This is a genomic window from Moorena sp. (assembly GCF_982860115.1).
In genome coordinates this window covers 1-13620 of sequence record NZ_CEYLVT010000166.1, presented here as the reverse complement: position 1 = coordinate 13620, position 13620 = coordinate 1, and the positions used below count along the sequence as shown (strand labels likewise).

Annotated in this window: 14 protein-coding genes; 4 read left to right on the top strand and 10 right to left on the bottom strand. The window is 42.7% G+C overall.

Annotation, left to right across the window (positions count from 1 at the left end):
• Window positions 1–650: 650 nt before the first annotated feature.
• On the top strand, window positions 651–1067 hold the full coding sequence (locus tag AC4II3_RS23330) for a XisH family protein (RefSeq protein WP_488016332.1): 417 nt from the start codon (window positions 651–653) through the stop codon (window positions 1065–1067).
• Window positions 1055–1390 (top strand): element excision factor XisI family protein, encoded by a 336-nt coding sequence (locus tag AC4II3_RS23325; RefSeq protein ID WP_488016334.1) that lies wholly within the window; start codon window positions 1055–1057, stop codon window positions 1388–1390. The genes AC4II3_RS23330 and AC4II3_RS23325 overlap by 13 nt, the downstream gene beginning before the upstream one ends.
• A 132-nt stretch (window positions 1391–1522) precedes the next feature.
• Here AC4II3_RS23325 and AC4II3_RS23320 read toward each other — a convergent pair whose 3' ends face one another.
• The 8 genes from AC4II3_RS23320 to AC4II3_RS23285 form a co-directional block, all read right to left on the bottom strand.
• Window positions 1523–1957, bottom strand: coding sequence for a nuclear transport factor 2 family protein (locus AC4II3_RS23320; protein WP_075905743.1), 435 nt, complete (start codon window positions 1955–1957; stop codon window positions 1523–1525).
• Between the two features lie 369 nt (window positions 1958–2326).
• Window positions 2327–3298 (bottom strand): CobW family GTP-binding protein, encoded by a 972-nt coding sequence (locus AC4II3_RS23315; protein ID WP_488015631.1) that lies wholly within the window; start codon window positions 3296–3298, stop codon window positions 2327–2329.
• Between the two features lie 147 nt (window positions 3299–3445).
• Window positions 3446–3703, bottom strand: a complete 258-nt coding sequence (locus AC4II3_RS23310) for a hypothetical protein (RefSeq protein ID WP_488015630.1) — start codon at window positions 3701–3703, stop codon at window positions 3446–3448.
• A gap of 5 nt (window positions 3704–3708) precedes the next feature.
• Window positions 3709–4767, bottom strand: coding sequence for a WD40 repeat domain-containing protein (locus AC4II3_RS23305; protein WP_488015628.1), 1059 nt, complete (start codon window positions 4765–4767; stop codon window positions 3709–3711).
• A gap of 181 nt (window positions 4768–4948) precedes the next feature.
• Window positions 4949–5392, bottom strand: a complete 444-nt coding sequence (gene cynS, locus AC4II3_RS23300; protein ID WP_070391212.1) for a cyanase — start codon at window positions 5390–5392, stop codon at window positions 4949–4951.
• A 57-nt stretch (window positions 5393–5449) separates the two neighbouring features.
• Window positions 5450–6334, bottom strand: coding sequence for an ABC transporter ATP-binding protein (locus AC4II3_RS23295; protein ID WP_488015625.1), 885 nt, complete (start codon window positions 6332–6334; stop codon window positions 5450–5452).
• 9 nt (window positions 6335–6343) lie between these two features.
• Window positions 6344–7180: a nitrate ABC transporter permease gene (ntrB, locus tag AC4II3_RS23290; protein WP_488015623.1), complete on the bottom strand. Its 837-nt coding sequence runs from the start codon at window positions 7178–7180 to the stop codon at window positions 6344–6346.
• 63 nt (window positions 7181–7243) lie between these two features.
• The gene (locus AC4II3_RS23285) at window positions 7244–8893 is read right to left on the bottom strand and encodes an ABC transporter substrate-binding protein (RefSeq protein WP_488015621.1); all 1650 of its coding nucleotides are present in this window, start codon (window positions 8891–8893) and stop codon (window positions 7244–7246) included.
• A 228-nt stretch (window positions 8894–9121) separates the two neighbouring features.
• Here AC4II3_RS23285 and AC4II3_RS23280 point away from each other — a divergent pair, with 228 nt between their 5' ends.
• The gene (locus tag AC4II3_RS23280) at window positions 9122–10879 is read left to right on the top strand and encodes a sodium:solute symporter family protein (protein ID WP_488017297.1); all 1758 of its coding nucleotides are present in this window, start codon (window positions 9122–9124) and stop codon (window positions 10877–10879) included.
• Here AC4II3_RS23280 and AC4II3_RS23275 read toward each other — a convergent pair.
• On the bottom strand, window positions 10860–10988 hold the full coding sequence (locus AC4II3_RS23275; protein WP_488017299.1) for a hypothetical protein: 129 nt from the start codon (window positions 10986–10988) through the stop codon (window positions 10860–10862). The genes AC4II3_RS23280 and AC4II3_RS23275 overlap by 20 nt on opposite strands.
• Window positions 10989–11310: 322 nt before the next feature.
• On the opposite strand from AC4II3_RS23275, the gene AC4II3_RS23270 reads away from it, so the two are divergent.
• Window positions 11311–13206, top strand: a complete 1896-nt coding sequence (locus AC4II3_RS23270) for an abortive infection protein (protein WP_488010287.1) — start codon at window positions 11311–11313, stop codon at window positions 13204–13206.
• A 4-nt stretch (window positions 13207–13210) separates the two neighbouring features.
• On the opposite strand, the gene AC4II3_RS23265 is transcribed toward AC4II3_RS23270, so the two are convergent.
• Entirely contained in the window at window positions 13211–13555 is a 345-nt protein-coding gene (locus tag AC4II3_RS23265; RefSeq protein ID WP_488010288.1) for a protealysin inhibitor emfourin, read from the bottom strand.
• Window positions 13556–13620: the final 65 nt, after the last annotated feature.

Here is a 13620-nt window from a genome sequence, read left to right as displayed (position 1 = left end):
AATACTCAACGTTTATCTTCAAATACTCAACGTTTATCTTCAAATACTCAACGTTTATCTTCAAATACTCAACGTTGAGGCTATGAGGTTCAACCACGGTATTCAAATCATCAACGTTGAGGCTCTGAGGTTCGTTCACGAGGCTCTGAGATTCAACCACGGTATTCAAATACTCACGGTCTAAGTCCAGATACTCGTCCACAAGGTCCAGATACTCAACGTTTATATTTAAATACTAAAGGGAGAGGTTCAGATACTCAACGTTTATATTTAAATACTAAAGGGAGAGGTTCAGATACTCAACAATGGTATTCAAATAATCAAGATTGAGGTTCAGAGTCTCAAGGTTTATATTCAAATACTCAACGGTGAGGTTCAGAGGCTCGGTTAAGGAAGTTCAATTCCTAGACATCACCCCTAACCCTCCTTAGCAAGGCAGGGCTGTTTCTTTTTTGTCTTACTCTGTTAGGACTGGCTGAGCTAAATCCTTGTTAAAACTAGATCCTAGTATTTTGCTAAAGCAACATTTAAGGTGTGCCAGTCTGGTGCATCGGTTAAAGCATGAAACCCAGCCTACGGCAGGCTACAAAAGCGTACGCTATAATCAAGATAGGCTTTTATTTTCGCACCCACACTTGAGAATTTTGAAAATGCCAGCCAAAGATATTTATCATGACACAGTAAAAAATGCACTAATAAAAGATGGATGGACAATTACCAATGACCCTTTAAGCCTTAAAATAGGTGAAAAAGACATCTATATTGACCTAGCTGCTGAAAAATTATTAGTAGCTGAAAAACAAGGACAAAAAATTGCTGTAGAAGTTAAAAGTTTTGTTGGTTCATCAGAAATAGAAGATCTTAAAAACGCCTTAGGTCAATATATATTATACGATAAAATCCTTAAACGTCAACTTTCAGAACGTCTTCTTTATTTAGCTATCAGATCAGCAATATTTAACCGCTTATTTACCAAAGAGATAGGACAAATTTTATTAGAAGATAACACCCTTAAAATTATTGTTTTTGACCCTGAAGAGGAGGTGATTGTAAAATGGATAAATTAGAAAACTATCGCCAAATTATTCGTCAATTTTTAACTCATTATGTTAACATTGATTACTCTAATGTAAACATCCGTAACCATGCAGCATTTGACCGAGAAACAGACCAATATTTAATTATTTCTGAAGGATGGAATAACCAAGAACATCTTCATAGTTGTTTGATTCATGTGGGAATTATTAATTATAAAATCTGGATTAAATGTGACAATACTGAAGACGGCATTGCTAATGATTTAGTGGCAGCAGGTATTCCAAAAAGTGATATTGTTTTAGCTTTTCATCCTCCAGATGTTCGCAAATTTACCGAATTTGCTGTTAGTTAAAATCCGGTTAGGATAGGGATCGAAAAATATTGGTCATTAGCCTAGGCTCTATAGTTGGGAGCGTAAACAATTAAATAGCTGACCGCTGTTCGCGTAGCGCATATGCTTACCTCCCAACACACCCTACGGCTGTCACGAAATTACAGACCGTTCCCACAAAAATTTTCTTTCAGACTCTTTAATCGGTACATCATTAATACTAGCTTCCCGTCTCTTCATTAAACCATTTTCAGCAAATTCCCAGTTTTCATTGCCATAAGCACGATACCAAAACCCAGAATCATCATGCCATTCATATTCAAAGCAAACGGAGATGCGATTATCCATAAAACTCCAAAGTCGTTTTCTGAGGCGATAATCTAATTCTTTTGCCCATTTGCGCTTCAGAAACGCAATAATTTCCTCTCGACCACTAATAAATTCCGCACGATTGCGCCATTCGGAATCAATGGTATAAGCTAGAGCAACTTTCTCGGGATTGCGGGTATTCCAGGCATCTTCAGCAGCTTGCACCTTAGCGGTTGCACTTTCTAAGGTAAAAGGAGGTAGGGGTGGTTTAGTTTCCATAGATAGTAATAGTTACGGCGGTTTGCAATTCGATGAGTACAAATTATAGGCTTTTAGGGAACAGGGAACAGGGAACAGGGAACAGGGAGTAGGGAGTAGGGAGTAGGGAGTAGGTAAGAGGGAAAACAATCCTGTGTACCTGATAGTTATGAAAAAAGCTGATAGCTTATAGCTGATAGCTTTTCCCCTAGCGTGCGCGTAGCGCATTAGCTTAATTATTATAGCGGTTTTTAGCATAATGAGGTACACATAATTTTTGGCCTGTTCCCTCTTTTCTCTTCCCTATTCCCTGTTCCCTGTTCCCTGTTCCCTGTTCCCTAAAACCAAAAACTCTGTACCTCACCAAATTTAAAACCGCTAGAAAAAACTCTAAACAAGACAGGCTTGGAAATCTTGACGAAATTGGTTTTCATCAAGATTGCGACCAATAAATACTAACTCATTTTTTCTGGTTTCTTCTGGTTTCCAAGCACGGTCGGGACGACCCTCAAAAATCATATGTACTCCCTGGAAGACAAATCGATTCTCTTCTCCCATCACATTAAGAATACCTTTCATTCTGAAAATATTTTGCCCTTGGGTCTGTAATAATTCCGTTAGCCAGGTGTTTAATTTTTCCAAATCTACTGCTCCTGGTTCCACAATGGCAAAGGAAAAAACGGATTCATCATGTTCATGAGCATCTTCTCCTAATAAGTCCGGGTCAATGTCTAGAGCTTGTTTAAGATCAAAAGCCCGCACCCCTAACACTGAATCCATCTCAACGTCTGAGTTTTGGGTACGATAAATTTTTACTAAACCATTCATGGCTTTGATTTTTTGCTCTAACTCCTCTAGTTGTTGAGGGTCTACTAAATCTATTTTATTGAGCAAAATCACATTAGCAAAAGCAATTTGTTCCTGGGCTTCATCACTATCCCAGTGCTCTAAAATATGCTTAGCATCAACTACCGTTACCACGGCATCAAGGTCTAACTGGGTTTGAATCTCTTCATCCACAAAAAACGTTTGAATTACCGGGGCAGGATCAGCAAGCCCAGTGGTTTCAATCACTAAATGGTCAAACTTATCCCGCCTACGCATCAAGTTACCAATGATTCTAATTAAATCTCCCCGCACGGTACAGCAAATACAACCGTTGTTCATTTCAAAGATTTCTTCATCGGCATCGATAACTAACTTATTGTCAATACCAACTTCCCCAAATTCATTAACAATTACCGCTACCTTTTTTCCATGCTCGTAGGTCAAGATATGGTTGAGTAACGTAGTTTTTCCGGCTCCTAAATAGCCAGTTAAAACAGTGACGGGAATAGCGTTATTTACAGTAGTTGCAACCATGGATTTTTGAGTCTAATTAATTAGTGAATTACAGCAATTTTCGCCCCCCTAGCCCCCCAATTCTGGGGGGGACAAAACTCTAAAAGTCCCCCAAAATTGGGGGATTTAGGGGGCTTGAGCAAAACCAAACGATCGCGCATTCATACTTCAATTTAGCAACGCCAGTTGTTTAATGTCTAGTTCCTGAATTTCTTCTATAGATTGATGAATCTTGTATTGTTGCGGAGGTGTTCTCATGATAGCAATGACAGTTTCTAAGGGAGGGCAATCTGGTTCATGACATTGTAACTGACTCACAGAAATAGGTATTTCCGGATCTATTGCCAAGTGCTGATAAACCCAGTTTTTGATTTCCCTAATTTTAGCTGAATTAGTTTTAGATTTAGAGGTTTGAAATAAGTTCATTATTATTAACCAAATCCCCGACTGGAACTGGAAATAGAATTTTGCAAAATTATTACTTCACCATTTTGCCCTCCGGCAGCTAAATAGTCTCCAGTAGGGTTCCAAGCTAAACAAGAAAATTTTATTTTTCCGCTAACTATTTTAGTAAGCTTTTTAGCCTTTGACCATAGTTGAATACCACCATCATTACTAGCGGAAACTAGTAGGGATGAATTGGGGGCAAAGGTAATTGCTTGTATGGCTTGGTCATGTTGTAACACACGATTTTGCCAGTTGTTGATTTCGTTGCTAAACTCCCACACAATTACCGCATCTTGACAAGACGAAGCTAAAACTGGATCAGAAGTATTTGACCAAACAACTTTACTGACTTTGCCGGGAAATCCCTGCATTAACCAGGGGGAAGGATTACCCCAGTGAAGTACAGAAATAGTGCGGTCTAGATTGCCTGAAGCAAGATAGTCACCATTGGATGACCAAGCACAGTCTAGACTAGCTCCAGGGACTTCAAGCTTTTCTGGTGGCTCTGACCAGTTTTCAATGTTCCAAACTTTAACACTACCATGGCCACTAGCAGCCAGGAATTTACCCTGGGGATGCCAAGCTATATTGAAAACTGATGAGTCTGCAAAGTTTAACTCTGCCATTAGTTGCCCTTGCTCAACATCCCAAACCTTAACCTGACGATTGACGGCAAAGGCTAATAGATTTTTTTGGGGATGCCAACCTAGGGAGTCAATCCAAGGGTTACCTTGATCCAGGGTTGTAATTGGCTTAAAGTTGGAGGAATTGACCCCCAATTGCCAGATACTAACCTTGCCTTGCTGTCCAGCAGTGGCTAGATAATTGCCATCTTGGGAAAAGCCCACACAGTCTAGGGTATAGTCATGGCTGGCTGTCAAAATTTCCAAATTACCCTGTTGCCATAACGCCAGTTCTCCTGCAGCAGTAACAATAGCTAGATAATTACCTTGGTTTGACCAAACTAAGGCTGTGATGTACTCAGACAATTGCCGTTTATCTAACTGTTTTAATGTGTTCGTGGTTTTGGATTTAGTGGACACTGATTCCCTGGTAACGTGTGGCTAGCTTGTAATGGCTGAGGTCAAGAAAACGATTCCAATGGCAGTGGTCGATTACGTCTTTTGTATAACATCTCTGCTTTCGTAATTGTAGTGAATAGTAGTTAATAACCTTGTAGTCGGGATAACTGACGTTTACCCCGACATAATCAATCATCCTAAGCTACCACTTTTTGTAGGGTAGGAATTTACCACACATAATGATTTGTACGCGATCGCCTTTCGGGTCTTCTACTTTCTCTACTTCTATGGAAAAATCAATAGCACTCATAATCCCATCCCCAAACTTCTCATGGACCACCGCTTTGATAGGCATACCATACACCTGCATAATTTCGTAAAAGCGGTAAATTAGAGGATCAGTAGGAATTTGAGGGTCTAGGGAACCCTTGAGGGGTGGCACGGTTAATTCTTCAGCTACGGATTCTGGTAAACCCAAAGCGGTGACTAGTTTGGTGGCTTCCTCCATATCTGCGCTAGCTTGACGATAGATCACAGAAGCGACCCAAGTTTCATCCCTACCTACAACCTTTTCCAAATCTTCAAAGGTGAGTCCTTTTTCTTTTTTTGCGGCTAACAACTGTTTAGTAATTTCTGCAATTGCCATAATAATTGATGTCTCCTGATTTTTGATCGTTGGTATTTTACACTAATAGAAGAATTTTTAGTGAATTCTCGCTTCTTCTACCGCTCTAGTTTCCCGATATAGATGGTTTTCCATTTCCTGTTTCAGTTCCATATAGGCAGGATGATGCTCAACGGTAGTGCGATCGCGCGGACGGGGGAAAGGCACTTCAAGCACCTCATCAATACGCGCCGCAGGGCCTTTGGTCATCATGACAATCCGGTCGGATAACAGGAGGGCTTCATCAATGCTATGGGTAATCATAATGGCAGTTTTGCGCTGCTGCTCCCAAATGCGTTCGATTTCATCCTGCAAAAAGCCCCTAGTCAGAGCATCTAACGCACCAAACGGTTCATCCATTAACAAAATTTGGGGATTAATAGCCAAAGCTCTCGCAATACCTACTCGTTGTCGCATACCCCCAGATAGTTCATGAGGATGTTTTTTCTCTGCTCCGGTTAAACCCACTAGTTGGATATTTTCCTTAATAACCCGTTTTTGCTCCCTCGCAGACATTTTAGGATAGACAGTTTCCACTGCAAACCTAATATTACCTTCCACAGTCATCCAAGGCATAAGGGCATAGTTTTGAAAGACCATACCCCGGTCAGGTCCTGGTTGAGTCACAAGTTGCCCATTGATAATCACTTCGCCACTGGTGGCGGAACTCAAACCCGCGATAATATTCAGCAAGGTGGACTTACCACAACCCGACGGGCCAATGATGGACACAAACGTGTTGTGCTCAATATCTAAATTGATATCTTCGATAGCAACAAAGTCCGCAGAAGATTGCCCAGTAATTTTATCAAACCAACCCTTTTTACCGGGGAACGTTTTTGAAATATGACGTAATGAAATTTGAGGGTCACTGTCATTGTCACTAATGACCTTACGGCCCTTGGAATAAAAAGAAGTACTCATAATGATGCTTCATGATGATTTTTTACCGAAAGAAACCATTTTTTCAAAATAGGCAAATATTTGATCAAGGACAATACCCACAATCCCAATAATAAAAATTGCCACCAGAATATTTGGTATGTAAAGGTTATTCCACTCATTCCAAATGAAGTAACCTAAACCCGTACCCAATAGCATTTCTGCTGCCACAATCACCAACCAAGAAATCCCCATACTAATTCTCAAACCAGATATGATGTTAGGTAGGGCAGCGGGAATAATCACCTTAAAAATCGTGCGCCATTTAGAAGCGCCCAGAATTTTAGAAACATCCAGGTAATCTGGGTTAACATTGGCCACACCAAACGCTGTGTTGGTTAGGGTTGGCCAAATACTAGCAATGGTAATAATGAAAATCCCTGTCATCTCTGAGTTCCGGAATATATAAAGCCCCAAAGGTAACCAAGCCAGGGGAGAAACCGGTTTAAGAAGCTGGAAGTAGGGATTAAAGGCTTTAAAGGCAATTTTGGAAATACCTACCAATATTCCCAAAGGCACCGCAATGATTGACGCTAACGTGTAGCCAATCGCTACTCTCCGCAGGCTAATTAGCAAATTCCAACCAATACCCAAATCATTAGGTCCATTGTCATAAAATGGATGGGTTACCCAATACCATAATTCCTTAATGGTTAGGGAAGCAGTGGGCATACCCTTAGCAAAAATCTTCATCTTTGCCCCTAATTCCCAAAACAGTAAAAATATGCCTAGGGAAAGGATAAATAGCAACAGAGCTCTGAAGTTTTCATTTTCAAATATTGTGAGTTGTTGTTTTTTGTGAGTTACGTTTTTGGGTATTGATGTCATGTTGTATTTGCTTTTATCTGCAAAGATATTGGTGAAGTAGACTTCAGGTAATCTAGTTATCCTCTAGAAACCGTATTTTTTAATTTGTTCATCCACATACTCTTGGGGTTTAGCTGGATCAAACGTGTCAAATTCCAAGGTTTCTGTACGGTAAATTTCTGTAGGTGGAGTTTGTCCCACTTCCTGAGCCAATTCCCTAGCTAAATCTGTCAGAAAAATTTCTTTACCCACTTGATCATAATTTTCTGAGGTGATAGCTGATTTGACTTTTCCATCTCCTTGCAAATCCCAACGCACTAACTGAGACGAAATCCAATTCGCAAAGCTCTGCCAAGGATAGGGATCAAAATCAATTCTGTCTGGTACAGCTTTGGTGTTACCTTGACCATCTTCAAAGTTACCCGTTAGTACAGCTTCCACCACTTCCACTGGCTGGTTCAAAAAGGCTCTTTCGGAGATGGCTTTGGCAATTTCTGGACGATTGGCTGGGTTACGGGCATAACCGGCAGCTTCGATAATTGCTTTATTGAGGGAGCGGAAAGTGTTGGGGTTTTCCTCAATCCAAGCATCGCTTGCGGCAAAGGCACAACAAGGGTGTCCTGCCCATAACTCCTTGGTCAGTTTGTGGATAAATCCAGCCTCTTCATAGACAGCCCTTTGGTTAAAGGGATCGGGCATCAAGTAAGCATCAATGTCCCCTGCCACCAACTGAGCAATACTATCTGGTGGAGGAACAGGGCGAATTTTTACATCTTTATCGGGATCAACTCCGCCAGTGGCCAGGTAGTAACGCATTAAGAGGTTGTGCATGGAGTAAGGAAAAGGTACACCGATGGTGAAGCCTTTGAAATCGGCGGGACCATTAATTTTACCTTTGTATTTGTTAGCTACAGTTATAGCTTGACCGTTAATGTTTTCGATGCTGGCTAGTTTAACTCCAAAGGTGGCGGAACCTAAACCCAACGTCATGGCAATAGGCATGGGAGCTAGCATATGATAAGCATCCAGTTCTCCTGCGATCGCAGAATCCCTAACCGCACCCCAGCTAGGCATTTTTACTACTTTGGCATTAAAACCATACTTGGAGTAGAACCCTAAAGGTTCAGACATAATAATAGGAGTGGCACATGTGATGGGAATAAATCCAATTTTCAGGTCTGTTTTTTCTAGACTATCTACATTTGGTGGTGGTTCATTCTCCCCTGTCTTTAAATCCTGAGTTTGCTGTTTAGGGGTACAGTTGGCTAGGGTAACTAATGCAGCACCTACTGCTAAATTTTTCAAGAAGCGGCGGCGGCTGAAACTATTGTAATGCCTTACATCCCCGAAAAATTCTCCAGCTTTAGGACCAAAGGCAGCAGCAAAAGCATTTTCGATACCACCAGCTTGTTTAGCTAACTCTAGAACTAATTGCTCCCTCTTCGGGTCCCCTTTACCAGCTACTTTTAGTAGCAGTGCCTTTCTAATATCAGCAGCATTAACCGCATCTGCCATCTTAAACGTATCGGGTTTATAAACTCCCATTTTTGTGAGGTCTTCGATCATATCCACTGGATCGTTAGGCATATCTTCTGCCATAAATTTCCAGTGGTCAGCGGTCATGTGGACGCCACCACAAATCATACACCATAGATCTAATTCACTCAGATTACCTCTTTGGGAATCGAGGTTACCCCATTTTCCCGTTGCCTCTGTAACTGATGAAATTACCATAACTACATATATATGTTGATGTAGTTAGGTTAGGGCTGATGCTTCCAAGTATTTTGTAGCTAAAAGTACATTAAGTTTAGATTTTTTTTGCATCTACCGAAAATCCTGTGCTATTTTAGAGCCTTCTTTTCCCGATTCCCCACACCCCACACCCCACACCCCACACCCCACACTTCCGAGATCGGAATCTGATATGATATCTCAATCCGTGAGCAGCAACCGGAATTTATGCAACTCGTTGATTGGCTGATTGTCCTAGTCTACTTAGTCTTGTCCCTCGGCTTAGGACTATACCTATCTCGCAAGGCTTCCGGCAGTCTTGTGGATTTCTTTGTTTCGGGGCGATCGCTCCCCTGGTGGTTAGCAGGTACCAGTATGGCTGCCACCACGTTTTCCATTGATACCCCCCTCTACATTGCCGGGGTAGTTGGCAATCGAGGCATTGCTGGCAACTGGGAATGGTGGAGTTTTGGCATATCCCATCTGATCATGATTTACATCTTTGCCCGGATGTGGCGACGCTCAGAAATTGTTACTGATGCCGAACTCACCGAAATCCGTTATGGTGGCTCCATCGCTGCCCTATTACGGGGAACCAAAGCCTTCCTGTTTGCGGTACCAATCAACTGTATTGCCATTGGCTATGCCATGCTAGCCATGGTGAAAGTGGTAGGTGCTCTAGAAATTTGGCAAAGCCTTGGTATTGCGCCCGAAGCCAGTAGTGTAAAACTCTGGAGTGTATTAGGAGTCAGTATTCTAGTCTTAGTCTACGCTGGCTTTGCTGGACTGTGGGGCGTAGTAGCTACGGATTTCTTCCAATTCTTTTTTGCCCTACTCGGAGCAATGATAGTTGCTGTAGTTGCCATTAACCATGTCGGTGGTATTCATCAACTAATCCCAAAAGTGCAGGAAGTTACCCAACAGGATGTACTAGCCTTTTTTCCCCTCACAGTTGGTTCCGGAGGGATTAGTTGGAGTGAAACTGCTGGCATCAGTGCTAGCACATTCTGTGCCTATGTGTTCCTGCAATGGTGGGCATGGCGTCGCAGTGATGGCGGTGGTGAATTTGTCCAGCGCCTGGCCGCATCCAAAAATGAAGCAGATGCCGAGAAAGCGGCTTGGCTATTCAATATTTTTCACTATGTAATCCGGACCTGGCCCTGGATATTAGTTGCCCTAGCCGCAATGGTAATCTATCCAGATTTGGCAGACCGGGAATTGGGGTATCCCAAACTGATGCTAGATTTTCTGCCACGAGGGATCCTGGGGATAGTGGTAACCTCCCTGATTGCCGCATTTATGAGTACTGTTTCTACCTCCATTAACTGGGGAGCGTCTTATCTTACTAATGACCTCTATTTGCGCTTTGTGCATCCCCAAGCCTCAGAATCAGAACTAGTCTTAGTGGGGCGGATCGCATCAGTGTTGGTCACGGTTTTAGGAGCCATTGCCGCCTTCTTTGCCACAGACGTTGCCACGGTGTTCCGATTAGTAATTGCCATTGGTACCGGACCGGGATTAGTGTTAATGTTACGTTGGTTCTGGTGGCGGATTAATGCTGCTGCGGAACTAACCGCCATGGTTGCTGGTTTTGTAGTCGGGTTTGGTACCAGTGTCGTGCCAGTTATTCAGATTCCTGACTTTGGTTGGCGTCTGCTGGTAACTGCTGGAATTACTGGTGTTTTGTGGGTAGTGGTAATGTTGCTCACGCCACCAGAATCTGATACCACCTTAGATGAATTTTATCGACGGGTGCGTCCAGCCGGGCCTGGCTGGAAACGTCAGCAGCTTCGCACCGGTTTAGCCCCAATCCAGGATTTGGAACACGATCTAAAACGGGTGCTGGCATCGATATTGCTAATGTTTGGAGCAATGTTAGCTATTGGAGGATTTTTGTTGCTAAAGCCCTTGACCGGTTGGGTTTCTCTGGTAATAGCCGTTCTAGGATGGATGTGGCTGCGTCAGATTAAAGGGAGTAGGGAGTAGGGGGTAGGGAGTAGGGGGTAGGGAGTAGGCAATAGGCAAGAGGCAATAGGCAAGAGGCAATAGGCAAGAGGCAATAGGCAAGAGGCAAGAGACAAGAGGCAAGAGACAAGAGGCAAGAGTCAAGAGACAAGAGGCAAGAGACAAGAGGGTAACACAGGGAAGTGTGGGACGTTTGGGACGTTTGGGGAGAGGGAATTATCAATATTATGTTGACTGAGCAATTGGAACAAGCGATGCAGTGGCCTCACGGGGAGGCCACTCGAGCTTTGCATCAAGACAAGGATTACAGTTTTTGAATTTACCAAAAATTCGTATAGACTTGATTAGGTCTTGCCTATTGCCTATTGCCTATTGCCTATTGCCTATTGCCTTTTGCCTGTTCCCTGTTCCCTTTTTAAAAAAACCATAGTTTGGCATCTCATTTTAAAACTATGTTAAAGATTGTAAATCCCCAAAACCCTTTGGTAATCGTCCTGGTTATCCTAATTTTAGTAATCGGGGTGGTATTTTTTATCTATTCTCAAGGCCAGAAAAAAATGACCGAACCGAAACCATCTAACTACGAACTTTATCGTAACGAGGATATCAATCAACCTAGCTATTATCCCATCAATCAGACCCTATCATCAAGTCTTTATCAACCAGTTAGTGAGTGGATCGGACGACTGATAGAGCCGCCAAAGGAGGAACGAACAACGGATGATTCGGTACTCTTTGAAGTCTACCATGCTGCTGCTGAGTATCAGCATTTGGTAGGACAAATTGTGACTTTAGGATGGAGTAAGGATGCTCCAGGGGTCAAAGACTATGTGAAGCGAGTTACCACAGATATTAATTTTAATCAAGCCACTGAAGATAGCATGACAGGGGGCACTATCCATCCGTTTCGATTAAATCATCTGAATCATGTAGGTCCCCTGGAATCCTTGGCTGCAGCCAGACCTGACGATAATGTGATTGTCATGGTAAACAATCCAGTTGTGACTGAGTCAGAAACAAGGACGTCTTTGACTATTGCCGAAGAGCCAGTGCAAATTACCGGTCGCTTCTATGGCTTGGTTACCATTATTAAGCGGGAGGCTCTTGACAGCGATCGCTTTGAAGTGTCTCACTTTAATAAAGACTCAAAACAATTTGATGGACCTCAAGAAATTATTCGTATTCCTCAAGTGGTGGCTGACAAGGATGGCATCCCTAGATCTACCAATTCCCAGATTGAAGACTCTCCTCTAAATAGCGCTGGTTGGTATATTTATGGTGCTCAAGATCCTGACGGCATTTTTGTTACCCAAGGGATTGAACCTAGGGCTTTGATGATGCTAGAGCCAGATCAAGTAATTTTGGGAGTTGAGGAAGGGGTAACTTACATTAAGGAAAAAAATTGGGAAAATACCGAACAGCAAAAAAGTACTGGCAAGACAGTTCTGCTCGATCCTTTAGCTGAACAACCAGACGCTGCGATATCCCGTTGGCAGGAGGGAGACCGGGGAATTGTCATCCATCTTTTTGGGGGAATTGGTGGCACTAAAAAAGATGAACGTGTCCTTTTTAATATGGTAAGCGGTCACTTTGCCTATGGTATTGCTGATGTAGTGCGTGACCCATTAAGCGATGAATTACGCTTTGATATAGAGTACGATCAAGTTTATGCTAGCAACACCGATGGCATTGTTTCAGGGTCAATCAAATGGCCGAACTATATGGGAAATTTGCAGTGGGGTTGGTTAGGCAATCGACCTGTTTCTGATGTGATTGTTAAATTGGATGCAGTCACCCAAGACTACGAGTTTGGTGATATTAAACTATCACCCTTGGACGAATTGAAGCATCAGTTACAAGTAATGATGGGTCGCTACCGCACGGGGGATGGTGACGGTGCAGCATTGGTTTCACCAGCAGAATCCTGTGTGCAAGACTCCAATCAAGCGCTTTATGTAGCCATCCAACAGATAGAAGATGAAGTGAATGCCAATCCTGAAATTCAAGAGTGGTTGAAAAATCATCCAGATCATCCCCAAACTCAGCGATTTCAACAATTATCCGAATTGGGACAAGCACTAGAAAAACAGCTGACTCCCCTAGGAATTGTTCGTAGTGACTGGAAGGAACATGCTGAAACCTTGGTGGGAGTTGCTACCAGTGACAATCCCATTATCCCGATCCTCAGAGGACTTGCTAGCTGGCGGACTGTATTACCGCGACGTGGTCATGACGAAATCGCTAGTCTTTTGTTAAAGCATGGCGCTAAACTTTGGGTTATCCGCACTAATCAAGTGGGAGGATTTGATCCCGATATTATCCCCTATGCTCCGACTACGTTATTCTAAATTCTTAATTCGACCTTGACCTTGCTATAGTGGTCAAGCGTCGTAGCAAAGGTTGCAGGATATCTGGAACTGCTGTATCACCAATTTCCACAGTTTTTTTCCGTCCAGCGATTTCTACTGTCAGTTTGTAGCTAAACTGATCCGCACCCGGTATTGATGACATCAGCTGTGCTGGTAGCTCAAAGAAACTAGCAGTATTAATCATAGCTTCCACCTGATTAGCTTCTTCTGGCGATAGGGATTCAGTATCAACCTCAGTTGCCATATTCATGCCCATAAAACCGCCACTACGCTCAAAGTATATTTTCATAACACCCCCATAGTCTTTACTTCTTAGATCTTGCACCATTGTGATTAATTCTAGTTATTAATTTTAAGGTGGGCAGTGTCTGGGGTGTGGGGTGTGGGGTGTGG